We start from the raw sequence: 23,447 nt of genomic DNA on the forward strand, positions 1-23,447 counted from the left end.
GTGGCATAGAACGACTATAGTTGCACTGTTTGAATGGGATGTGACGGCTGGTGGTGTCGCAAAAGCAAAGAACCACCAAAATCCCAGGTGCAGAAGACAAATGAAACCCGATTGCTTTCTAACTCACATCCACTGTGAAACTTAAGCTTGGATCGTGTTGGGCATCGTGCGTATGTCCCTTGTAGTCGGCCCATTCTGACCGCGCTGTTTCATACATGAATGTCATGTGTTCGACGTGTCCAGACCATAGAAGTGCGCGGCTGTGTCCCGAAATACGGGCGCGTGCGCGTCGGCTGGGATCAGCTTCTGATATGCCCGCATCAACGTGGCGTAGTCGCCGTAGAGCTTGTCGACGGGGAAGTTCGACCCGAACATGACCCGCTTGGGTCCGAATTGATCCAGACATTCTTCGACAATCGGACGAATGCTATCAACGGTCCAGCCATGATCGAACATTCCCAATCCAGATAGTTTGCAGGTGACATGGGGTAGCTCGGACAGGCTGCGCAGCCTCTGGGCCCAGTCCTTCAGACCGGCTGTGCTTCGGTTATGAGGTGATCCTGCGTGGCAAAGGGCGACAGGTGTGTCAGGCGCTTGTTCCAACACGCGGGCGGTCTTGTCCATCAGTTCGGGAATAAGCTGCAGATCAAAGCTGAGACCACGCTGACCGGCTTCTGTCAGGCCTCTCAAAAAGCCAGGGTGATCCAGCAGAGTGTTGGTGCCGGTCTGCGCATCCTCCCCTGGAGCGCGTCCTATGATCTGGCGAACTCCCCGGACCGTCGGTAAGGTCTGAAACGTATCCAGCTGCGTAGACAAATCCGCTGAGATGAGATCACAAAACACCACCTGCGCCATGGGCCAGTCGGGATTGGCATCAGCGACGGATTGCACCCACCTGGCTTCCTGTAACCCGCTTTCAGCGCCCACCTGAATATGAACCGAGGCGCGAATACCACAATCTGCGGCCTCCGACCGGAATTCGGATAACAGATAGTCGCGCTGAATAGGTGTCGGGTCGCCAAAGAACCGTTTCACCCCGCGCGCCATAAGCCAAGGATAGTGTACTGCGCTCAGGTCCCAAAGATGGTGATGGGCGTCGATCCAATCGGTCATGTTCTGGGCACCTCGGCCATCCGGGCCAGAATATCGACCCCTTGTTGCTTCCAGAAGTGAAGAAGGTCGATGAATATCCAGTTTTCGGCCAGTTTATCCCCGGAGCGCCGATATATATCGATCACCCGGAACTCACCCGCCTTATCGGTCGCAGGCATGCCCATGAACCCACCGGTGGGGCGAGCCGTGAAGTTCGGCCAACCAAAGAAGCCGCCATAATGTCCTTCGGCCATACGGCAGATGTGATTGGTCTTGGAACGGTCCGCAAACGAGGCCCGGAATGGCCCGGCATGTTGTTTTGCATAGCGTTCGATCGTGTAGGTGGCGCCGATGCCCGAGGGGCCCCACCAGATCATATCCTCACACCATGTGCGGCGCAGCTCATCCTCAAGACTCAGGCCGCTGTCCCAACGGCCAAGATCGGAGATCATTGCGTTGATCGTTGCAAGGGTCCGGTCGCCTTCCTCGGTGGGCTGCGGCCCGAACATCAGGCCATCATGTGTCATCGGTCCCGGCTGAACCAGTTGGGCGGCGGTTTGCGGCGGAAAGGGATGCAGGCCCGCCTGCATCATCAGATGCGGGATGTCGAAATACATCGCGGTCTCGGTGATTTTGCCGTTCTCAACCTTGTTGAACTCGCAATATCGCAGAAAGGCCATCTTGCCAGTGGGCGGGATGCCCAGCCAGCTTGTGTCGAACAAGCCCATCAGATGACCCATCGACACCACCCAAACCGAGTTGAACCCGTCGATCTCGTTCGCGCCTGCCATGAACACATCCATCCGGCGCTGCAAACCGGTCAGGCCGGCCCTGAGTGGCCGCCAGAATGTGCGGGCGACTTCGTCGATTCCCCGTAGTTCGTTGAAGGGGTGGAATCCTCGCCACACAAGCCCGTCAGCGCAGTATTTTGAGAGTGTTTCCACGACGGTTGCGTCCTCGCATCGACTCAGCGCTTCGTAAAAACCGAGGACGAGTTTTTTCGCGGATTCAGATGGCATTCTATTATCTTTCAATGTGTTAACGAGGTTTCGGTGGTGCCATTCACCGGGTTTGCATTCGCATGCAAAAAAAGCTTGCCATAGGCTTTTCTGAATGTCTATGCTTCTGCAAGCGTATGCATAACGAATGCGCAAGGGAGGACAGAATGGCCGAAATTCAACTTCGCAATGTCGGTAAACGTTGGGGATCATTTGTCGGCGTGGACAATTTTGATCTGACAATTGCCGACAAGGAGTTTCTGGTTCTTCTTGGTCCTTCAGGATGTGGCAAGACCACAACCATGCGCATGATTGCAGGGCTTGAAGATGCCAGCGAAGGTGACATCCTGATTGATGGTGCTCGCGTCAATGACATGGAGCCCAAAGACCGTGATGTCGCCATGGTGTTCCAGTCCTATGCGCTCTATCCGAACATGAATGTCTATGAGAATATTCGCTTTCCGCTGAAGGTTCGCGGCATTGATCCCGCCACCCATGATGAAAAGGTGCGTCGCGCCTCAGCGATGGTTGAGTTGGACGATTTCCTGCATCGCAAACCGGCAGAACTGTCCGGTGGTCAGCGTCAAAGGGTTGCCTTGGCGCGTGCTATTGTGCGCGAACCGAACGTGTTCCTAATGGATGAGCCGCTGTCGAACCTTGACGCCAAGCTGCGCGTTTCGACGCGCGCTCAGATCAAGAACCTTAGCCATGAGCTTGCAGTCACCACCATCTACGTGACCCACGACCAGATTGAGGCGATGACGCTGGCGGATCGCGTGGTGATCATGAAGCAGGGAGTTGTTCAGCAGGTTGGCTCACCCACCGATATCTACGATGAACCCGCCAACACATTTGTGGCCAGCTTTATTGGCAACCCGGCGATGAACCTTGTCGATGGTGAGGTTCAGGGCGGCGTGTTTCGCGCGCAAAGCACTGAGGTGCACGGGCTAAACGCGCCTGATGGCCCCATCACGCTGGGCTTTCGCGCCGAGGATGCAAATGTCGTGGAAAGCGGCGGCGAGATCAACGCGCCGATCTACACGCAAGAGCTGTTGGGAGACAGCACCATGGTCTCGGTCCGAATCGGTGGTGCGCTGGTCTCGGTCAAGGCCGACAAAACATATCGGGCCGAAATCGACGATCAGGTCTCGATCCATATCCATACCGATCACTGCCACTTGTTCGATGCACAAACAGGTGCGCGTCTGACCGGTTAAACGGTGAAACCAAGCCCGCAACGACGGGTCAAACCCGGGTGCAGACTTCGAAGATGCACCCATTCCATCTAGGGAGAAGTACTATGTTTCTAAAGAGAATTGCGTTGGCTGGCTCAGTCGCCGCCTTTGCTGCAAGCGCAGGATATGCCTGCGAAATCGGCGGGCGGGTCAATATTGTTGGCAACGAATTCGCGGCCATTCAGGCGGTTGCGGCCGGTGCCAAAGAATGTACCGGGGCGTCGGTTGAATCCAACCTGACATCCGAGCACCAGACTATCAACGTGGCCGGTTTGTCCGGCAACCCGTCGGAATATACAAGCGCCATCATCGCCAACAGCTCGATCGTGGCTTTGATGAATGAAGACGTCATTCGCCCGCTGAATGATCTGGTGGAAAAGCACGGCCAGGATCTTCAACCGGGGCAGCTGATCAAGATCGGCGATGACATCATGGCCGTGGCGTTCATGGCCAACGCTCAGCATCTGATGTACCGCAAGGATGTGCTTGAACAGGCCGGTGTCGAAGTTCCGACGACCTATGAGGAAATGCTCGAAGTGGCCAAGGCCATTCGTGAGCAGGGCATCATGCAGAACCCTGTTGGCGGCGCCTATGCATCGGGTTGGAACCTCGCGCAGGAATTCAACAACATGTTCCTGGGCTATGGCGGTCAGCACTTCAAGCCCGGCACGGCCGAACCCAACGTGAATTCCGAGGCCGGTGTCAACGCGCTGAACATGATGAAGGCGCTGTCGGAATACATGAACCCCGACTTCCTGACCCATGACTCGAACGCCACCAATGCTGAGTACCGTGCTGGTAATGTTGCAATCATGAACATGTGGGGATCGCGCGCGTCGCAGCAGACCACCACCGAAGGTGTGCTGCAAGAGGTGATCGACGGCCACGCAATTGGCGCACCGCTGACCGTTGGCGGCGGGGAAACCCCGGCATCGACCCTGTGGTGGGACGGCTGGACCGTCGGCAAGAACATCTCGGATGAAGAGGCCGAAGCCACCTTCATCGCCATGAAACACGGCATCCGCCCGGACATGCTGAACGATGAAACCACACCGCTGGCGGTCTGGCTGATCGAAGGCTACGAGCCGGCTGCTGATGCAGAAGGCGTGTTTGCAGCGGCCAAAATGGGCACGCCTGCCTATCCGATGCTGCCGTACATGGGCCTGATGCACAGCGCGCTTGGCAACGAACTGGCCGATTTCATGCAGGGCAAAGAAAGCGCTGAACAGGCACTTGCCGATGTTGAGGCCGCCTATCGCGCAGCCGCCATCGAACAAGGCTACCTGCAGTAAGACGCCCCTTGTGCGGGCGCCTTTGGTAGCTGCCCGCACAAACCATTCGACGCGAGGATTGTAACATGCGCCATAAGACATTCCTTTGGTTCTTCCTGCCGACAGGACTTGCGATGTTGCTGTTCATCGCAATGCCCATCGTCTCGGTCGTGATCCAATCGATCTTCGCTCCACATCCCGCCGTTCTGTTGGAAGTAGAAAGCTGCACCCCGCTGATCGGCTGCACCACAGAAACGACCATCGACCAAGAGGCCACCGCTGCCTTGCGCGAGGCACAGCCTCTGGGTCGGTTTGTTGGGCTGGGCATCTATTTCGACCGCGGTCACCTGGCCATTCAGGAAATCAGCCAGATGTGGGCGGCGAACGAGAGCTGGGGTGGATTTTTCTCGGATCTGAGCAACCTGCCATTCTATCGCGCGATGGCGTTTACGCTGACGTTCACCTTCATTGTGACACCGCTGACGATCCTTCTGGGTCTGGTGATTGCTCTGGCCGTGAATTCGCTGCATCGGCACCTCAAAGGTCTGATGATCTTCTTCTCGCTTCTGCCCATGATCGTCACGCCGCTGATCGGCTCGCTCATCCTGTTCTGGATGATCGACAGTCGTGGTGTCATCGGAAACGCCCTTGTGTACATGGCAGGAGATCCGAATTTCAGCCTCAAGGCTTCGACCGGGCTGATGTGGGTGGCCCTGATGGTCTACGGCGTTTGGAGCTCGGCCCCATTTGCCTTCGTCGTGTTCTATGCAGGACTGCAAACACTGCCACAAGACCAGATCGAAGCCGCGCAGATTGATGGCGCAACCCGCTGGCAACAGGTCAAGTTTGTAGTCGTCCCGCACCTGATGCCTCTGGTGACATTTGTTGCGCTGATCCAACTGATGGACAATTTCAAAGTGTTTGAACCGATTATCGGCTTCAGCGCTCAGGCGCATGCGCAGTCTCTCAGCACCTTCATATTCGACGACCTTGGCGGTGAAACCCGTCAGTTGTCATCCGCCGCCGCAACCTCTGTGATGACGATAATCGGGGTCGCCATTCTTCTGTCGCCCGTGCTTGTCCGCACCTGGCGCGACTTTAAAGGAGCACGCTAACATGGCCAGCCGCGCACAAAGAATGCCAACCAGCCTTCGGGTCGCCTCGTCCCTGTTCGTGCTCCTTTGGTTTGTCCTTGCGGCGTTTCCGTTCCTGTGGACGGTATGGGGCTCGTTCAAGGTTGAACTGGATTTCTTCTCGATCGCCGACTGGACAAATGCCCTTACCGGCGCCCGGACCGAGGCGGTCTATGGCTCGCCCTTCACCACGACCGGGTATGAGGGTGCATGGATCCAAGAGGAGTTCTGGCGTAATGTTCTGAACACCGGGATTGTGTGTTTCTTTGTGGTCACCATCTCGCTGACCATCGGCACGCTGGGCGGCTATGCCCTGTCACGGTCGACCTATAACTACACGTTCTGGCTGCTGATCACCGCGCTGATCTTCCGTGCGATGCCACCGATTACACTGGTTTCGGGGTATCTGCTGCCTTTCTTTGAATGGAATATCTGGGGTATCCTGCCGACCACGATCATTGTGCTGGTGGCGATCAACCAGCCTTTCACCCTGTGGATGTTGCATTCTTTCTTCAAGAACATCCCAAGCGAGTTGGATGAAAGTGCGAAGGTCGATGGCTGCAACCAATTCCAGGCCTTCCGCCGCGTGATCATTCCGGTGATGTGGCCAGGGGTGATTACTACCGGGCTGTTTTCCTTCCTGCTGGCCTACAACGACTTTGCCGTCGGCGCGATGCTGCTGTCTGAAAGCAACCGTACCATGGTGCCCGCTATCGCGGCCTTCCTCGGGACCACGCAAACCGAAGGCAATGTGATGTTTGCGGTCGCCGCAGTGGTTTCAGCCACCGTGCCTCTGTTCATCCTGGTCATGTTCTTCCAGCGCCAGATTGTCGGTGGTCTGACCGCCGGGGCGGTGAAAGGCTGACACCGATGGGACGCACGCATCCTCAGCCTATCTTTGCCCATGCACGCGCAGCCAGCCTGAACTTGGCTGCGCGCCGAGCCAGGCGACCGGGACGAATTCTTTTTGCTTTGATGCGCGCAGGCCCTCGTGCCTGCACATGGTCACAGCGAATAGGAACACGTTCTAAAAAGGAAAGCGCCATGAACACGCGCGCAAATCGCCCAGCGATGGGCATTGCTACCGAAACAACGTTTGAAAACAAACGGCTCTATCGCCAGTTTCTCGAAAGCTTCGATAAGGGCTCTGTCGAGACCATCGAGACGACCGCCAGCGAGATTTTCGCCGCTACGGCCACGACCGACACAAGCCATCCGATCAATTCAGCCCCCGATGGCAACGGCTACGTCAACTCTGTCATCTTGCCGATATCAGAGGCGTTCGAAGGGCTCACCCGTCAGAACTATGTGGTCACGGGTGGCGAATACCTGGGAAGCGAGTGGGTCACCTCGACCGGGTATTTCTACGGTCATTTCACGCGACCGCTTTGCGGTATTCCACCCAGTGGCAAACTGGCATTTCTGCGGTTTGGTGAGTTCCACCGAATGGAAGATGGCAAGATCGTCGAATCCTATGTCTTCCTCGGCTTTGCAGAACTGATCATCGCACTCGGCCTCTGGCCGTTGAACCTGCAGGGCTATGAAGGTGTCGTTCCGGGTCCGGCAACGAATGACGGTATCGTCATTGGGCCATCAGATCCAGCGCATTCACGCGTCACAGCAGATCTGGTCGAGAGCATGCTAATTCAGCTGACCACCGAGGACCAAAGCTGGCGACCTTATTGGGATGACCGAATGGTCTGGTACGGTCCCGGCGGGCTAGGCTCTTATGCGACAGTGGACGCGTTCGCCGGTTTCCAGTCCCCGTTCGAAAACACGTTCGAAGGCTGGGGCGACGGTCAGGATGCAGGCATCACCGGCGTCGGTTCGAACTGCAAGGCCGGCGACGGCGACTATGCATTCCTGTGCGGCTGGCGGCAGATCACCGGCGTCCACGTCAAACCGTTCCTGGGCCTTGAGCCCACGGGAAAGCGCGTCTTCATGCGTGACTGTGATTGGTGGCGCTGCGCAGACGGCAAGATCATCGAAAACTGGTGCATGCTCGATATTCCACATCTGCTGTTGCAACTGGGTTACGACCTTTTTGCCGAAATTTCTGAGCAGACCCAATGAGCTGGTCTGCCAGACATAACGCCGTTGCGCGCCATCCGGCGCTCAACCGGATGCCAAGGGATTTTCTGACAGCCGGCTGACCCTCCCAGTCGACGCAGAAAACCCCCAGGCAACCAAACAAGGAATAGAAACATGAAGGGTTCCCGCCCCGAACAGGCCGTGCTGACCAAAGACACGGATTTGAGCAAAACTGAAGAAACCCGCGCCGTCATCGAAGGCATGGTTGACGGGCTGAACGATCACCGCATCGACGATATTGGCGAGTTTTTCGCGCAAGGGTTCCGCTGGATGGGCAATCAGGGCTGCGGAAGAAAGACCGGCCTGCAGGAGTTTCAGGACAACTGGCAACGCCCGTTCCAGGCCGCATTCTCGGACAAGACCTGCATTGATGAGGCGCGTCTTTATATGGGGGAATGGGCGGCCGCCTTTGGCCGTCAGGAAGCCACCCATTCCGGTGAGTTTCTGGGGATCGCCCCCACCGGGAAGAGGGTTGAAATCCGCTACATGGATTTCTGGAAAGTCGTCGACGGCAAGATCGTCGACAATTGGGTGAATGTCGATTTCGCCCATGTAGCTGCTCAGCTTGGCGTTGATCTGTTCAACGGACAGGGCTGGGAAACATTCGACCGGGGAGAGAGAACTCCGCCCCGGCCCGACAATTGAGGATCAGGACAATGGCTATCGAATATCTCAAACGCGGCAAACCCGAGGCTGACCGGGCTGAGGATGACGCCAAAACACGCGCAGTCGTTGAGGCAACGTTGAAGGATATCGAAACGCGCGGCGATGCGGCTGTGCGCGAGCTGTCCGAGAAATTCGACAACTACTCGCCCGAAAGCTATCGCCTGAGCCAGCAGCAGATCGATGACTTGATCGCCTCGCTGTCTGACCGAGAGCTGGCGGATATCCGTTTCGCGCAAGAGCAGGTGATGAACTTTGCGCAGGCGCAGCGGGATTCGATGCTGGATATCGAGGTTGAAACGCTGCCCGGTGTGATCCTGGGTCACAAGAACATCCCGGTTCAATCTGTGGGTTGCTATGTGCCTGGCGGCAAGTTCCCGATGGTCGCCTCGGCGCATATGTCGGTGGCGACCGCCAAAGTGGCTGGCGTGCCGCGGATTATCGCCTGTACTCCTCCGTTCAATGGCAAGCCAAATGCAGCCGTGATCGCGGCGATGCATCTGGGTGGCGCGCATGAGATTTATGTCATGGGCGGTATTCAGGCTGTAGGCGCGATGGCCATCGGGACTGAGACGATCGAGCCCGTGCATATGCTGGTGGGCCCCGGCAACGCCTTTGTCGCCGAAGCCAAACGCCAGCTGTTTGGTCGTGTGGGTATCGACCTGTTCGCAGGTCCGACCGAGACCATGGTCATCGCCGATGAAACCGCCGCTGATGCGGAACTATGCGCGACCGATCTGCTGGGTCAGGCCGAGCACGGGTATAACAGCCCCTGCGTTCTGCTCACCAATTCGCGCAAACTGGCCGAAGATACGCTGGCGGAGGTTGAGCGTATTCTGGGTATCCTGCCCACCTCGGGCACCGCGAGGGTCAGCTGGGATGAGTATGGCGAGGTGATCGTCTGCGATACCTATGACGAGATGCTGCAAGTGGCAGATGACATCGCGTCTGAGCATGTACAGGTGATGACAGACCGAGACGACTGGTTCCTTGAGAACATGACCTGTTATGGCGCGCTGTTCCTTGGGCCACGTACCAATGTGGCGAATGGTGATAAGGTGATCGGTACCAACCACACCCTGCCGACCAAGAAAGCCGGGCGATATACCGGCGGTCTCTGGATCGGTAAGTTCATGAAAACTCACAGCTATCAGAAGGTCACCACCGATGAGGCCGCGACCATGATCGGAGAATTCGGCTCGCGCCTGTGTATGCTCGAAGGTTTTGTAGGCCATGCCGAGCAATGCAACATCCGCGTGCGCCGCTATGGCGGGATCAATGTGCCCTATGGCGAAGGCGCACCCTATCGAGAGGCTGCAGAATGAGTGATGTGCATTCAGCGAACAAAGCGCTGATTGCGCCGCTTCGTGCGGCGATGCACGATTTTGACGATGTTCGGGTGCAGGCAGCGTTGAATGGCGCGCTTGCCTCGGACGCCACCATTCATATGCCCCATCCGTTTGGGGATCTGAGCGGCCCGCAAGAGCTGTATCAGACCTGCTATGCACCGTTGCTGAAGGCGATGCCCGATCTGGAACGGCGGGATTGGATCGTTGTTGGTGGACGAACCGAGCACGGGGACGATTGGATCGGGTGCGCGGGCCACTACTACGGCACGCTTGTTGCACCCTGGTTGGACATCCCTCCGACCGGTCATCTGACTCATATGCGGTTCCACGAATTCTACCGGATCATAGATGGCCTGGTGGTCGAAGTTCAGGTGCTCTGGGACATTCCTGAGGTCATGAGGCAGGCCAAGGCCTGGCCGATGGCCCCGTCCTTGGGGTTGGAATTCTGCGTGCCGGGTCCGGCGACGCAGGATGGGTTGGTACCCGGCCCGTGGGATGAGGCGCGGTCAAAGGTCTCGTGTGATCATGTCCTGGAGATGTTGGCATACCTCACCAAGCACCCAAGCCAAGGCGGGCCAGGGGTGATGGAGATGCAGCGGTTCTGGCATCCACGTATGAACTGGTACGGCCCCGCTGGAATCGGCACGGGGCGCGGGATCGCCGGGTTCCGCAATTGGCATCAGATACCGTTTCTCAACGGAATGCCGGACCGCGGAAAACGTGCCGGTGAGATTACCCATCATTTCTTCGGCGACGCGGATTACGCCGCCGTGACAGGTTGGCCTAATATGATCCAGACCGTCACCCATGACGGATGGATGGGCATCGCGCCGTCGGATAAGCGGATCAGCCTGCGTTCGCTTGACTTTTGGCGACTTGAGAATGGCTTGATCCGCGAAAACTGGGTTCTGGTCGACCTGCTGGATGCCTATCGGCAGCTGGGTGTTGACGTCTTTGCGCGTCTGCGCGAATTCAACAAGGCCCGCGTTCCGGGTGAAATTCCATTCCCGGTAGGCGAGATCTAAAATGGCGCAATTCCTCACGACACCCAGTTTCAAATTGGACGGCAAACACGCGCTGGTCGCCGGGGCGTCCTCGGGCATCGGCATGGCCTGCGCCGTGGCCTTGGCTGAGCACGGGGCCGAGGTCACCCTTGCCGCGCGGCGCACAGATGCCCTGAATGAGATCGCCGCAGATATGACCTCTCGCGGTTGGTCTGCCAATGTGCTCGAACTGGACGTTACCAATATCGAAGCGACCGCGTCTGCGGTGGCTGAACATGGCCCGTTTGATATTCTTCTGAACTCTGCCGGATCGGCGCGTCACAGCAAGGCGGTCGACACACATGTCGAAGATTTCGACGCGGTGATGAACATCAATCTCAAAGGCGCGTACTTTCTGACGCAGGCTGTGGCCAAAGGGCTGTTGGCCGCAGGGCGTCCTGGTTCCCTGATCAACATATCCAGCCAGATGGGTCATGTCGGCGGGCGCGAGCGTGCGGTCTATTGCGCATCGAAATTCGCGGTCGAGGGTTTCAGCAAAGCCATGGCGTTGGAATTCGCACCTGCAAAGATACGCGTCAACACAATCTGCCCGACCTTCATTCTGACCGATCTGACGCGCCCGACTTTTGACGACCCGGACAAACGCGCCTGGATCCTCGACAAGATTAAACTGGGCCGTCCGGGCGAAATCGAAGACATCATGGGCGCAGTTGTCTATCTGGCCTCGGATGCATCGGGGCTGGTGACTGGGACATCTATGATGGTGGATGGAGGTTGGACAGCGGATTGATGGCAGTGCAAAAAGTCACTTCGATGGATGTTGCACGACTGGCCGGAGTAAGCCAATCCGCCGTCAGCCGCGTGTTCACGCCAGGTGCGTCCGCATCCGCAAAAACCATCGCGAAAGTCCGCAAAGCTGCGGACCAATTGGGGTACCGACCCAATGTTTTAGCCCGCGCGGTGGTCTCGGGCAAAAGTCGCATCATCGGTCTTGTTGTCGCGTATCTGAACAATCAGTTCTATCCTGAAGCGCTGGAAAAACTGACCAACACGTTGCAGGAACGCGGCTATCATGCGTTGGTGTTCATGGCCTCGAACTCGGCTCAGAATATAGACAAGGTTGTTGGGGAAATTCTGGATTTTCAGGTCGATGGGATCATCGCCGCCTCGGTTGCTCTCTCATCCGATCTGTCTGCGCGCTGCCAGTCAGCCGGGGTGCCCATGGTTCTGTTCAACCGAGGGCAGGACGATCCGTCCATGTCATCAGTGACATCGGACAATCTGGCCGGAGGTCGGAAAGTGGCCGAGTTTCTGTTGGCTGCCGGCCACAAGAAAATCGGCTACATCGCGGGGTGGGAGGGGGCTTCGACCCAGCGAGATCGTGAGACGGGGTTTGTCGCGGCTCTGAACGAGGCACGCGTGACACTTCACAGCCGTGAGATCGGCAATTTTGGCACTGAAGAATCCAAAGAAGCCGCCCGTAGAATGTTTGCCACAGACCCGCCCGATGCTGTCTTTGTCGCCAATGACCATATGGCGATTGCCGTGATGGACACGCTGAGGTTCGAGTTGGGTTTGAAGATCCCTGAAGACGTTTCCGTAGTGGGGTATGACGATGTCGCCGTCGCGGCCTGGCCCAGCTATGACCTGACAACGGTCCGGCAGCCCGCCAACCGCATGGTGGCTGAAACCGTCGACATATTGCTCAGCAAAATCAACGACCCGCAGATAGAATCCAGGCAGCTTGAGATTGACGGACCGCTTATCATTCGCGGGTCTGCCCGCATACCTGAAGGATGGAAGACATGAAGGGATTTGATCCCAAATTCAAAGACTTTCCCGACTATATTATCGGGATCACCAAAGAGATCTGGGAAGATCGCGGCATTGCCACGCTGCATGACTATTATGGTGCGGATATCATTGTGCGCACCCCCGGTTCTGTGGTCGTCGGCAATCAGGGCGTGATTGCAGCCACGATGGCAACTCTGGCTGAGTTTCCCGATCGCACGCTTCTGGGCGAAGATGTCATCTGGTCGGGTACCCCGGAACAGGGGATGTTGTCGTCGCATCGCATCATTTCGACGGCGACCCATTTGGGCAATGGTGTCTATGGCAATGCAACAGGCAAGAAACTGGTCTATCGGATCCTGGCTGATTGTCACGCGATCAACAACAAGATCGACGACGAATGGCTGATCCGGGATCAGAGCGCCATCGTGCAGCAAATGGGTTGGGACCCCAAGGACTACGCGCGCGACTTGATCATGCGTGAGGGCGGCCCCGAGGCCTGTGTGCAGCCCTATACCCCGTCAAATGAACAGTCGGGACCGTACAAGGGTACCGGCAATAACAACGAATGGGGTGAGAAATACGCCGATATCCTGAACCGCATCATGAACGCAGATATGGCCGCAGTTGAGGCCGAATACGACCGGGCCGTTCAGTCGGAATATCCCGGTGGTGTAACTGGACACAGCTGGGGCCCGGTAGATCGGTTCTGGATGGGGCTGCGCGCCTCATTCCCGAACGCGGCCTTTACCATTCAGCATCAGATCGGTCGGGAAGATCCGATGATGCCACCGCGCGCGGCGATCCGCTGGACCTTGCATGGCACTCATGACGGCTGGGGTGTGTTCGGCAAACCAACCGGAGCCGAGGTCTTTATCCTTGGCATCAGCCATGCAGAGTTCGGCCCTTGGGGTCTGCGCCGCGAATACACCCTGTTCGACGAAACATCTGTCTGGAAGCAAATCCTGCTGAAAACCGGCGATCTGTAGCATGTCACACTTGATGTCAAATCTGGATGCAAGGCCGTCGGTGCGGCGCTACCACGCCCATCGGGCCAGCCTGCGCGCCCGGCGGCTGAACAACCGCCCGCCCGGATTTGGGGTTCTGAACCAGAAACCCCAAACACAAGGAAAACAGAGATGAGTACAATTCAAAGCCGCATCGTCCGCTATGGCGAGTTGCAACCCTGTAAAACCGCGTTCATTGACGCCCACACGCCGGGCTCGGACCAGAAAGAGAACTTTACCATCGTTGGCGGTGGTGTCTCGGAAAGCCCGGACCAGCACGTCCATATCACCGACAAGATCGGGTTCAATATCGGCGCGGCAGGGCAACCGCCGAAATGCCGCAACTCGCTGCACAGCCACACCACGGCCGAGGTGTTCTTTGTCGCCAAAGGCCGCTGGCGGTTTTTCTGGGGCCGTTATGGCACGGCGGGTGAGTTCATCGCCGAGGAAGGCGATATCTTCAACATTCCAACCGGCATTTTCCGCGGGTTTGAAAATGTGGGTCAGGACTACGGAATGATCATGTCGATCCTTGGCGGCGACGATGCGGGCGGCGGTGTCACTTGGGCTCCGCAGGTTATTGAGGATGCGCAAGCCCATGGTTTGATGCTGGGTAACAACGGCGTTCTGTATGACAGCAAGAAAGGCGAGGAGCTTCCTCATAACGTGCAGCCCATGCCGTTGCTGACCGAAGAGGAACTGAAGGCTTACCCGGAGGTTCCGGTTGAGGATGTGATCGGCAAATACGTCGCCCGCTATTGGGACTTGATGGCTTTGGCAGCCAACGATCCTGCGGTGGTGATTGGCGAAAACGGCCTGATCAAAGACAAGCCAGGGTTTGAGGTTGATTTCCTGACCCGTGGATCGGCAGTGAACGACCCGTTGAATGCGAAAAAACCGGTGGTTCTGATGCCCGCAAGCGGTCATTGGCGGATTGCGATCAACGATGTTGAGACCACATTGTCCAACGGTGATACCGCGCTGGTCTTACCCGGCGAAACTTACAGCGTCGCACCGTCCATGACCGGGCAGGCAGGCCTGTACCGGATCACAGCCACCGACGATCCGGCTGGGGCAACCTGGGTCGGATGACCGTAAACCCCGACGATACCCATGCCGTCTATGAACGGCAGGCCAGGGCCTATGACGAGCAACGCTCGCGGGCCCTGTTCGAAGCGCGCTGGCTGGCGCGCTTCACCGCCAACTTGAAACCCGGTGGTCATGTGCTGGACCTGGGGTGCGGTGCGGGCGAGCCAATAGCGCGTTGGTTCATGGCCGAAGGGTTTAACGTCACGGGTGTTGATTTTTCTGAGGCCATGCTGGACATAGCCCGCAGCCGTTGGCCCGAAGGCGATTGGCGACAGGCCGACATGCGGGATTTTGAGCTGAGCCAAAGGTTCGACGGGGTTATCGCCTGGAACAGCTTTTTTCACCTAACCGCGGACGAACAAAAAGCCTGCATTGCGCGAATGGCGCGCCATCTGCGCAGCGGCGGTATGTTGATGCTGACTGTCGGGCATAGCGCGGGTGAGGCGCAAGGGACCGTTGGTGGTGAACTGGTTTACCACGCCTCGCTTTCTCCGGCTGGTTATGCGGCCTGTCTCGAAGACAACGGGATGATCTTAAGCGGGTTTCTGGCCAAAGACCCGGAAACCCAAAGCCATACCGTGCTGATGGCACACAAGATTTAAGGAGGTTTCATGACCGTCAAAACAACACATGTCGGGTCTCTGCCGCGATCTCAGGAGGTTGTGGATTTCATCTTCGCCCGAGAGAATGAAAAAGAGTTTGACCAAGCCGCATTTGATGCGTGCATGACGTCAGCGGTGGCTGAAACCATCCGCAAACAGGTCGAAGCCGGGGTCGACATCGTGTCGGATGGCGAAACCTCGAAGATTTCATACGCGACCTATGTCAAAGACCGCTACACCGGATTTGCGGGGGATAGCCCTCGCAACGCACCAGCGGATCTGAAGATGTTTCCCGGCTTTCTGAAACGCCTGGCCGATGATGGCGGCACCCCGCAATATGCGCGCCCGATGTGCGTGGGCGAGGTACGCTCGAAAGGGCAGGGAGAGTTGCAGAAAGATATAGCGAACCTTAAGGCGGCAATGGCGCAGCATGGGGTTGATCGCGGGTTCATGAATGCGGCAAGCCCCGGCGTGATCTCGCTATTCCTGCAAAATGATTTCTACCCCACGCGTGAGGCGTATCTGTCCGCGCTCGCCGATGCGATGAGGGACGAGTACGAGACCATTGTCGCAGCCGGTTTGGACCTGCAGCTGGACTGCCCGGATTTGGCCTTGTCTCGCCATATGCTGTTCACCGAGCTTTCTGACGAAGAGTTCGTCAAGGTTGCCGATATGCATGTCGAAGCCCTGAATCATGCGCTGCAAAACGTGCCCGCCGACAAAGTGCGCGTGCATATTTGCTGGGGAAACTACGAAGGGCCGCATTGTTGCGACATCGGCATGGACAAGGTTTTCGCAACGCTGATGAACACCAAATCGCGCTATGTATTGTTTGAAACCTCGAACCCGCGCCACGCGCATGAATGGACCGTGTTCCGCGACCGCAAGGCTGAGATACCGGACGAGAAGGTGCTTGTACCTGGCGTGGTCGACACCACGACCAATTTCGTGGAACACCCCGAAGTGGTCGCCCAACGTACCCAACGCTTTGTTGATATCGTTGGCGCTGATCGTGTGGTTGCTGGGTCGGATTGCGGCTTTGGCACCTTCGCTGGGTTCGGCGCGGTTGATCCCGACATCGCATATGCCAAGCTGGGGGCGCTGTCTGAAGGGGTATCCCTGCTCAAATGACCCCGCTTGTTCTGTTGCCGGGCATGATGTGCGACGCGCGCTTGTTTGCGCCACAGATCGCGGCGTTGTCAGGACAGTGGCCTATCTTGTCTGCCCCGATTGGCGCGTGCGACACGGTGGAGGCGCTGGCTTCCGAAATACTGTCCTACGCCCCGCCGCGCTTTGCCATAGCGGGGCTGTCCATGGGCGGGATCGTTGCGATGGAGGTTCTGCGTCAGGCCCCCGACCGCATTTGTGGGCTGGCTCTTTTGGACACCAACCCTTTGGCAGAAAAAGACGAGGTCAAAGCCAGACGCCAACCTCAGATCGACGCCGTCTTGGGTGGTCAATTACGCGCCGTTATGGCCGAGGAGATGAAGCCCAACTATCTGACTGACGGGCCAAATCGCAGCGCTATTCTGGACCTGTGTATGGAGATGGCAACCGACCTCGGGCCAGAGGTTTTTGTCAACCAGTCCAGGGCACTCCGAGATCGCCCGGATCAAAGCGCGACATTGCGGGCCTATGATGGTGCGGCGCTGGTGTTATGCGGGCGAGAGGACACTCTATGCCCAGTATCACGCCACGAGCTGATGCATAGTCTGATGCCCCAAAGCCGGTTTGAGATCATCGAAGATGCGGGCCACCTGCCCACATTGGAACAACCCGAGAGAACAACAGCGGCGTTGACCCGCTGGTTGGAGGCGATATGAAACAAACCCTTTTGGACCTTCTCAGATCGGTCGATACCCCGACAGTCTGCAACGCAATCGAAGTGGCGCAGGGCAAGCGTGGGTTCAACGCATTTACCCGTGGAACCATGCTGTGTTCGGACCCTGATGCAAAACCCATTGTCGGATATGCCCGGACCGCAAAGATTGCCGCCGTGAACCCGCCTACGGAATCGCCCGAGGTGATCCGAGAACGCCGGATGGATTACTATCGGCATATGGCTACCGGAACTGGCCCGGCTGTTACGGTGGTTGAAGACCTGGATTATCCCGACTGTATCGGCGCTTATTGGGGCGAGATAAATACCACCGTCCATAAGGGGTTCGGCATCAGCGGCGCGCTGACCAATGGCGTGATGCGTGATCTTGGTGATCTGCCCGATGATTTCCCGGTTGTTGCCGGGTCAATCGGGCCCAGCCACGGCTTCGTCCATGTGCGCGAGATCGGTACCCCGGTGTCGATATTCGGCCTTGAGGTTCAGAACGGCGATCTTGTTCACGCCGACCGCCACGGCGCGTTGGTGATCCCGCCCGAGGTTGTGGACCAGCTCGAACAGGCAATCCTCAAATTGCTTGAAACCGAAAAACTGATCCTTGCCCCTGCACGCGCAGCAGGATTTGATTTTGAAGCCTTTGAAGCGGCATGGGCCGCGTTCGAGGCGTCACGCACTTAGCGTCGCGCCCGTGTCGCTGTGATCAGGACGTGTGTTGCAAAGCCTTCGGTTCGGGGCAGATGGTCTTGAAGGTTGGTGCTTTTAAGGAGTGTGCTTCTTGTAGGACCCGGGGGTCCGGTTTGTCCATTTCCGAAAAGCCCGGTGAAAATTCGCTGGCGCAGAAAAGCCGGTCTCATAGGCGATCTGCTCGATGCTATCCTGTCCCTGTTGCAAGGCACGTATGGCGATGTCGCGGCGCAAAGCGTCTTTGATATCCTGAAAAGATGTGCCTTCCTCGCTCAACCGCCGGTTCAGTGTGCGGGGTGTCATTCGCAGGGCAAGGGCAGCATCCGGCAGCTGACAGGTTTGCCAGGATGCGCTGTATAGAAAGGCGCGGACCCGCAAGCTGCTGGTATGCGCGCGTGAACCGGTGAAAATCCAATCAAGCGGCGCGCGCTGAAGAAAAACCGATGCTTCGGCAGAACTGCGGGCAATTGGGCGGTTGAATTTGCTGGGATCGAATAAAATGCTTGTCTGCCGCGCGTCAAATTCAACCGGGCAGGGGAAGACTACGGCGTAGTCGGCTGCAAAATCGGGACGGGGAAAGGCAAAACGCACGGTTTTTACTGGCGTCTCTGCCCCGGCGAGCCAAGATAAAAGTCCATGCGCCAGTTTCAGTAACAGCATATGACCAAAGCGCTGTGGTCGGGTGTGATCCAGATAGGGGGTCAGCTTCAGCTCCACCTGATCGGGCTCGGTATCCAGGACCAACCGGAAATCATCAAGCAACAGGTTCCAGAATGTCGTAAACCGATACAGGGCCGAAGTTAGACTGCCCGCCTCACGCTGCACGGTCACGAGATGTTGCAACGCGCGGGGGCGGATTGGGCGGCTCCACAATCCCATCATCTCGTCGCCGGTCTCGGGCGCGGCCAACTGATAGAGCTGTGCGATCTCGTCGAGCGTAACGCGCTGGGTCGATGCCATTGGGCCGGGTTGCAGGCCCGAGCGCTGCAGCAGAGAGGACATCTCCGGCGGGGTGCAACACGATGTCAGGGCGTCCAGCCAATCTTGGATAAAACCCGCCGATACGGTGGTCAGAGAGATGGGGTCGGGACGAGACATAGCAACTATAGTTTGGCGCAATCGGATACAAGCTTGTCAAGATATGAGCTTATCTGCAAGTCTTGGCACAGATATATGACGTGAAACCATAGTTGCCGAGAGGAGGAGGCAGTCATGTCCTATCAACCGCCCGTGCAGGACTTGATGTTTTGTATTGAACACCTCTCGCATTGGGATCAGGTATCCTCCTTGGCGGTGTATTCGGACTATGATCTGGCGGACATTGGGGCTGCTTTGGATGGTTACGCCCGGTTCTGCAGTGAACAAATCGCGCCGTTATCTCATATCGGAGATACATTGGGTGCCCGGTTCGACAACGGGCGGGTAACGATGCCTGAAGGGGATGCGCAAGCTTATGCACAATTCGTCGAAATGGGATGGCAGGCGCTGACCCATCCTGTGGAATACGGCGGCATGGGGCTTCCGCGAACAGTCGGCGCGGCGGCGGTCGAGATGTTGAACGCTGCCGACATGAGCTTTGGCCTGTGTCCCCTACTGACCGACGGTGCGATTGAGGCGTTGTTGCTGACAGGTTCGGACGCGCAGAAAGCCACTTACTTAGAGCCGCTGATTGCCGGACGCTGGTCGGGCACGATGAACCTGACCGAACCACAGGCGGGCAGCGATCTGGGTCGTGTTTCGACCAAGGCGGTGCGGCGCGAAAATGGCAGCTATGGCGTGTCCGGCACCAAGATCTTCATCACATATGGCGCGCATGACCTGACCGAGAACATCATCCATCTGGTTCTGGCGCGCACCCCTGACGCGCCCGCCGGACCGAAGGGTCTGAGTTTGTTCATCGTCCCGCAGAAGATGGTGGCAGAGGATGGCTCGGTTGGGGCCGAGAATTCGGTGAACTGTGTCAGCATCGAACACAAGCTGGGCGTGCGTGCGAGCCCGACGGCGGTACTGGAATTCAAAGACGCCACGGGCTTCCTGATCGGTGAGGTAAACCGCGGGCTGGAATATATGTTCATCATGATGAACGCCGCGCGCTTTTCGGTTGGTGTTCAGGGTATCGCGACATCAGAACGTGCCTATCAGCGCGCCTTGGCTTATGCGCGGGACCGGGTCCAAAGCCGCCCTGTGAATGGTCAGGTCAAGGACGCTGTGGCGATCATCGAACACCCCGACGTGCGCCGCATGTTGATGCGGATGCGCAGCCTGACCGAAGGCGGGCGGGCCATGGCGGCGGCCACAGCCGGGCTGCTGGACATCGCACACCATCAGGATGATCCGGACATGGCTGCCCTGGCCGAGTTCATGGTTCCGTTGGTCAAGGGCTTCTGCTCGGAACGCGCGGTCGAGGTTGCCTCGCTGGGCGTTCAAATCCACGGCGGCATGGGCTTTATCGAAGAAACCGGAGCCGCACAGCACTACCGCGACGCTCGCATTCTGCCGATTTACGAGGGCACCACCGCCATTCAGGCCAACGACCTTCTGGGCCGTAAAGTCATGCGCGACGGAGGAGAGACCGCCCGCCGGTTCGCCGCGCGCATTGCGGCAACTGAGGCCGAGCTTGCAAAGGGCGACGCCACCGCACAAGCCATCGGTGCAAGCCTTACGCAGGCACGCGGCGCGTTTGAAGCCGCCTTGGAATGGCTATTGGAACACAGTCGCAAAGATATCGACGCCGCTTTTGCGGGCTCAGTCCCGTTCCTGATGCTGGCAGGTACGCTTGCGGCGGGTTGGAAACTGGCAAAAGGTGTCACCCCGGCGCAGGCAGCGTTGAACAATGGGCAGAACACGCAGTTCATGACCCAGAAGATCGCCACCGCGCTGTTCTTTGCGCAGCACATCCTGCCGGATTGCAGTTCCGAACACACCCGTATCCTGCACGGCGCGCGCAGCCTGCTTGACGCGGCCTTCCCTGAATAAAGCTTCCAAAAGGATCCGCAACATGAATGATGTCGTGAACCCCGCCAGCTATGAGAACCTCGCGATTTCCGAGCGTGATAACGGCCTCTTCGTCGTGACCCTGAACCGCCCGACCAAGCGCAATGCACTGGACGTGGCCACGATCGAAGAACTGATCCGCTTTTTTAGCGGCGCGCGTATGGCTGGCGTGCGGGCTGTGGTGCTGTCCGGCGAGGGCGATCACTTCTGCGCAGGCCTGGATCTGGTTGAACACTGGAAGGCCGACCGCAGCCCCGATGATTTCATGCATGTCTGCCTGCGCTGGCACGAGGCGTTCAACAAGATGGAATATGGCGGCGTGCCGATCATCGCCGCCCTGAAAGGCGCGGTGGTGGGCGGCGGGCTAGAGCTTGCCAGCGCAGCCCATATCCGCGTCATTGATCCCGGCACCTATTTCGCGTTGCCCGAGGGACAGCGCGGGATTTTCACGGGCGGGGGCGCAACCATCCGCGTTTCGGATATGATCGGCAAATACCGCATGATCGATATGATCCTGACCGGCCGCGTCTATCAGGGGCAAGAGGCCGTCGATCTGGGGCTGGCGCAGTACATCACCGAGGACGGCGGCAGCATGGCCAAGGCAATGGAACTGGCGGAACAAATCGCGCAGAACCTGCCTTTGACCAATTTTGCGATCTGCTCGGCGATCAGCCATTTGAACAACATGTCCGGAATGGATGCAGCTTATGCCGAAGCCGTAGTCGGCGGTGTCGTCAACACCCAGCCCGCCGCGCGCGAACGGTTGGAAGCCTTTGCCAACAAGACCGCCGCCCGCGTGCGGCCCAACAGCTAAGACAGGCGGGACCCGGATGCGTCACCATTTCGAAGCTCTTCAGAAGACAGGGGCCAATCATGTGCCTTTGTCACCTTTGTCCTTCCTGCGCCGCGCCGAATCCCTGCACGGCGCACGCACGGCCGTTATCTATGGTGACATCCGACGAAGCTGGTCAGAAACCGCCGCACGCATTCGCGCGGTGGCCAGCGGGTTGACCGCGCTTGGCGTGCAGAAAGGCGATACGGTCTCGGTCCTCAGCCCGAACATCCCGGAACTGTTTGAGCTGCACTTTGCCCTGCCTCTGACCGGAGGAGTGCTGAATACCCTCAACACCCGGCTCGAGCCCGAAACCATCGCCTATATTCTGGACCATGCGGACACCAAGCTGGTGATCGTGGACCGGGAAATGGTGCCGCTTCTGTCGAAAGCCTTTGATCTGCTGGGCCGGACGATACCGGTAGTCGAGATCGCCGATCCCGCTGCCACCGGTGAAAGCCTGGGTGGCCAGACCTATGAGGCGCTTACGACGGCCCCGCCCCTGCCGATCGATCTGCCCGATGATGAGTGGGACGCGATTGCGCTGAACTACACCTCGGGCACCTCGGGCCGCCCCAAGGGCGTCGTCTATCACCACCGTGGCGCCTACCTGATGGCGTTGGGTACGGGCACAGCATGGCAGATGCCACCCTATCCGGTCTACCTGTCCGTCGTGCCGATGTTCCACTGCAACGGCTGGGGCCATCCCTGGTTGATGGCGATGCTAGGAGGGACGGTTGTCTTTACACGCATCCCCGCCGCAGACCGTATTCTGGAGGCGATCCGCACCCATGGCGTGACCCATTTCGGTGCCGCCCCCATCGTGCTGCAAATGCTGGCAGAGGCCGAAAGCGCCTCCGCCCCGTTTGATCCCGCAATCCGCGTGCTGACTGCCGGCGCGCCTCCGCCCCCTTCGGTTTTGGAAAAAACCCGCGCGATGGGGTTTGACGTCATGCAGGTCTATGGCCTAACCGAGACTTACGGCCACATCTCACAATGCCTCTGGCAGGAAGAGTGGAACGATCTCAGCCCAGCGGAACAGGCTGAATTGCAGGCACAACAGGGCATCGCTTTTCCGATGGTCGAAGAGGTCACGGTGATCGACCGCGACAGCGGCGCGCCGGTGCCGCGCGATGGTGCCACACAAGGTGAGATTGCCATTCGGGGCAACACGGTCATGGCCGGGTACTACAAAGACGCCGAGGCGAGCTCGAACGCCTTCGAGGACGGCTGGTTCTGGTCCGGCGACGGAGCGGTGATGCATGAAAACGGCTACATTCAGATCCGCGACCGCCTGAAGGATGTGATCATCTCGGGCGGCGAAAACATCTCATCTGTCGAGGTTGAAGCGGTGCTGTATCGCCATGCCGCGGTTCAGGCCGCGGCCGTGGTCGCAATGCCGCATGACAAATGGGGCGAAGTCCCCTGCGCCTTTATCGAATTACGCGACGGGGCCGAGGCAACCGCCGAGGACATCATCGACTTCTGTCGCGATCATCTGGCCGGGTTCAAGGCGCCAAAAGCGGTTGTTTTCGAAACGCTTCCCAAGACCTCAACTGGCAAAATCCAGAAGTTCCAACTGCGCGACCGCGTCAAAACACTCGCTCTTTGAGACCCGGTACACGTCGTAGCTAAGGATCGCAGTCTAATGAATCATGAAATCTTCGATCAGCGGTGAAGGTCGCTGATCAGAACCGCTTGACCCTAGCCCTAGCTTTGCCAATGACTGGTCTCAGCCGTAGATGCGCGCCGCTTCGATGGTCGCTGGGCAGGGT

Annotated in this window: 22 protein-coding genes; 19 read left to right on the forward strand and 3 right to left on the reverse strand. The window is 58.1% G+C overall.

Annotated elements, in window-relative coordinates; all coding sequences use genetic code 11:
- Positions 1-222: 222 nt before the first annotated feature.
- Together ABLN87_RS10315 and ABLN87_RS10320 are read right to left on the reverse strand one after the other, a co-directional pair.
- On the reverse strand, positions 223-1,113 hold the full coding sequence (locus ABLN87_RS10315) for an amidohydrolase family protein (RefSeq protein WP_353009807.1): 891 nt from the start codon (positions 1,111-1,113) through the stop codon (positions 223-225).
- Positions 1,110-2,111, reverse strand: coding sequence for a nuclear transport factor 2 family protein (locus tag ABLN87_RS10320; protein WP_353009810.1), 1,002 nt, complete (start codon positions 2,109-2,111; stop codon positions 1,110-1,112). The genes ABLN87_RS10315 and ABLN87_RS10320 overlap by 4 nt, the downstream gene beginning before the upstream one ends.
- Before the next feature lie 146 nt (positions 2,112-2,257).
- Between ABLN87_RS10320 and ABLN87_RS10325 the strand changes: the two genes are divergently transcribed.
- The 16 genes from ABLN87_RS10325 to ABLN87_RS10400 all read left to right on the forward strand — a co-directional run bounded on the left by ABLN87_RS10325 (position 2,258) and on the right by ABLN87_RS10400 (position 17,840).
- The gene (locus tag ABLN87_RS10325; RefSeq protein ID WP_170535381.1) at positions 2,258-3,307 is read left to right on the forward strand and encodes an ABC transporter ATP-binding protein; all 1,050 of its coding nucleotides are present in this window, start codon (positions 2,258-2,260) and stop codon (positions 3,305-3,307) included.
- Between the two features lie 83 nt (positions 3,308-3,390).
- Positions 3,391-4,617, forward strand: coding sequence for an ABC transporter substrate-binding protein (locus ABLN87_RS10330; RefSeq protein WP_353009814.1), 1,227 nt, complete (start codon positions 3,391-3,393; stop codon positions 4,615-4,617).
- Between the two features lie 65 nt (positions 4,618-4,682).
- Entirely contained in the window at positions 4,683-5,711 is a 1,029-nt protein-coding gene (locus tag ABLN87_RS10335) for a carbohydrate ABC transporter permease (RefSeq protein WP_353009817.1), read from the forward strand.
- A gap of 1 nt (position 5,712) precedes the next feature.
- Entirely contained in the window at positions 5,713-6,594 is an 882-nt protein-coding gene (locus ABLN87_RS10340) for a carbohydrate ABC transporter permease (RefSeq protein WP_170742330.1), read from the forward strand.
- A 179-nt stretch (positions 6,595-6,773) separates the two neighbouring features.
- A complete protein-coding gene (locus tag ABLN87_RS10345) occupies positions 6,774-7,802 on the forward strand; it encodes an ester cyclase (RefSeq protein WP_353009821.1) in 1,029 nt (342 codons plus the stop codon).
- Between the two features lie 132 nt (positions 7,803-7,934).
- The gene (locus ABLN87_RS10350) at positions 7,935-8,465 is read left to right on the forward strand and encodes an ester cyclase (protein ID WP_353009823.1); all 531 of its coding nucleotides are present in this window, start codon (positions 7,935-7,937) and stop codon (positions 8,463-8,465) included.
- A gap of 11 nt (positions 8,466-8,476) precedes the next feature.
- Entirely contained in the window at positions 8,477-9,808 is a 1,332-nt protein-coding gene (hisD, locus tag ABLN87_RS10355; RefSeq protein WP_353009826.1) for a histidinol dehydrogenase, read from the forward strand.
- A complete protein-coding gene (locus ABLN87_RS10360; RefSeq protein ID WP_353009829.1) occupies positions 9,805-10,857 on the forward strand; it encodes an ester cyclase in 1,053 nt (350 codons plus the stop codon). Before hisD ends, ABLN87_RS10360 begins: the two co-directional genes overlap by 4 nt.
- Position 10,858: 1 nt before the next feature.
- On the forward strand, positions 10,859-11,626 hold the full coding sequence (locus ABLN87_RS10365; RefSeq protein ID WP_353009831.1) for an SDR family NAD(P)-dependent oxidoreductase: 768 nt from the start codon (positions 10,859-10,861) through the stop codon (positions 11,624-11,626).
- The gene (locus ABLN87_RS10370; protein WP_353009833.1) at positions 11,626-12,645 is read left to right on the forward strand and encodes a LacI family DNA-binding transcriptional regulator; all 1,020 of its coding nucleotides are present in this window, start codon (positions 11,626-11,628) and stop codon (positions 12,643-12,645) included. Before ABLN87_RS10365 ends, ABLN87_RS10370 begins: the two co-directional genes overlap by 1 nt.
- On the forward strand, positions 12,642-13,616 hold the full coding sequence (locus tag ABLN87_RS10375; protein WP_353009834.1) for a nuclear transport factor 2 family protein: 975 nt from the start codon (positions 12,642-12,644) through the stop codon (positions 13,614-13,616). Before ABLN87_RS10370 ends, ABLN87_RS10375 begins: the two co-directional genes overlap by 4 nt.
- A 150-nt stretch (positions 13,617-13,766) precedes the next feature.
- On the forward strand, positions 13,767-14,726 hold the full coding sequence (locus tag ABLN87_RS10380; protein WP_353009836.1) for a cupin: 960 nt from the start codon (positions 13,767-13,769) through the stop codon (positions 14,724-14,726).
- A complete protein-coding gene (locus ABLN87_RS10385; RefSeq protein WP_353009838.1) occupies positions 14,723-15,325 on the forward strand; it encodes a class I SAM-dependent DNA methyltransferase in 603 nt (200 codons plus the stop codon). The genes ABLN87_RS10380 and ABLN87_RS10385 overlap by 4 nt, the downstream gene beginning before the upstream one ends.
- 9 nt (positions 15,326-15,334) lie before the next feature.
- Positions 15,335-16,456, forward strand: coding sequence for a cobalamin-independent methionine synthase II family protein (locus tag ABLN87_RS10390; RefSeq protein WP_353009839.1), 1,122 nt, complete (start codon positions 15,335-15,337; stop codon positions 16,454-16,456).
- Entirely contained in the window at positions 16,453-17,148 is a 696-nt protein-coding gene (locus ABLN87_RS10395; protein WP_353009842.1) for an alpha/beta fold hydrolase, read from the forward strand. Before ABLN87_RS10390 ends, ABLN87_RS10395 begins: the two co-directional genes overlap by 4 nt.
- A complete protein-coding gene (locus ABLN87_RS10400; protein ID WP_353009845.1) occupies positions 17,145-17,840 on the forward strand; it encodes an RraA family protein in 696 nt (231 codons plus the stop codon). The genes ABLN87_RS10395 and ABLN87_RS10400 overlap by 4 nt, the downstream gene beginning before the upstream one ends.
- Positions 17,841-17,921: 81 nt before the next feature.
- Here the strand turns inward: ABLN87_RS10400 and ABLN87_RS10405 are convergent, their stop codons facing one another.
- Positions 17,922-18,944, reverse strand: a complete 1,023-nt coding sequence (locus ABLN87_RS10405) for an AraC family transcriptional regulator (RefSeq protein WP_353009847.1) — start codon at positions 18,942-18,944, stop codon at positions 17,922-17,924.
- 114 nt (positions 18,945-19,058) lie between these two features.
- On the opposite strand from ABLN87_RS10405, the gene ABLN87_RS10410 reads away from it, so the two are divergent.
- Genes ABLN87_RS10410 through ABLN87_RS10420 form a run of 3 tightly spaced genes read left to right on the forward strand, consistent with a single transcriptional unit; the run spans position 19,059 to position 23,284 of the window.
- Positions 19,059-20,822 carry an acyl-CoA dehydrogenase gene (locus ABLN87_RS10410; RefSeq protein ID WP_353009849.1) on the forward strand — a complete coding sequence of 588 codons (1,764 nt, stop codon included), beginning with the start codon at positions 19,059-19,061 and terminating at the stop codon, positions 20,820-20,822.
- Positions 20,823-20,844: 22 nt separating this feature from the next.
- Entirely contained in the window at positions 20,845-21,654 is an 810-nt protein-coding gene (gene dmdD, locus ABLN87_RS10415; protein ID WP_353009851.1) for a methylthioacryloyl-CoA hydratase, read from the forward strand.
- Positions 21,655-21,670: 16 nt separating this feature from the next.
- Entirely contained in the window at positions 21,671-23,284 is a 1,614-nt protein-coding gene (locus ABLN87_RS10420) for an AMP-binding protein (RefSeq protein ID WP_353009853.1), read from the forward strand.
- Positions 23,285-23,447: the final 163 nt, after the last annotated feature.

This window comes from Ruegeria sp. SCP10 (assembly GCF_040329495.1).
In the GTDB taxonomy this organism is placed as follows: Bacteria; Pseudomonadota; Alphaproteobacteria; order Rhodobacterales; family Rhodobacteraceae; genus Ruegeria.